Source organism: Mesorhizobium sp. M7D.F.Ca.US.004.01.2.1, from assembly GCF_003997785.1.
Taxonomy (GTDB): domain Bacteria; phylum Pseudomonadota; class Alphaproteobacteria; order Rhizobiales; family Rhizobiaceae; genus Mesorhizobium; species Mesorhizobium loti.
On record NZ_RZRQ01000680.1, the window covers coordinates 1 to 515 of the forward strand.

A 515-nucleotide genomic window follows, 5' to 3' on the forward strand; every position below is an offset into this window, starting at 1 on the left:
CTTCTCGGCCGGAATGGAGCCATGCGTCATCAGCGCCGGGTGCTCGATCAGGCTTTCCACCCCGCCCAGGCTCTCGGCCAGCGTGAACAATTGCGTGCGTTCGAGGAAGCGTTTTGTGCCGGCGAGGTCGCGGTCGAGCACGGCCGTGATCATACCGCCGAAGGCATGCATCTGGCGCTCGGCGATGTCATGCTGCGGATGGCTGGCGAGACCGGGATAGATGACGCGGCGCACGTCCTTGCGGCCTTCAAGCCACTTGGCGATCTTGAGGCCGTTCGCCGAATGACGTTCCATGCGCAGCGCCAAAGTCTTGAGACCGCGCAGCGCCAGAAAACTGTCGAACGGGCCTGAAATAGCGCCGATGGCGTTCTGCAGGAATTTCAGCTGGGCAGCGAGGTCCTTGTTGTCGCCGACAACAGCCACGCCGCCGACCATGTCGGAATGGCCGTTGAGATATTTGGTCGTCGAATGCACGACAATATCGATGCCGAGCTCCAGCGGCCGCTGGATATAGG

The 515-nt window shown here is 61.9% G+C and carries 1 protein-coding gene; it reads right to left on the reverse strand.

All coding sequences use genetic code 11. The annotated features are described in order from the left end of the window. A partial coding sequence (locus EN993_RS38220) for a PLP-dependent transferase (protein ID WP_245469084.1) occupies window positions 1-515 on the reverse strand: 515 nt, incomplete at both ends.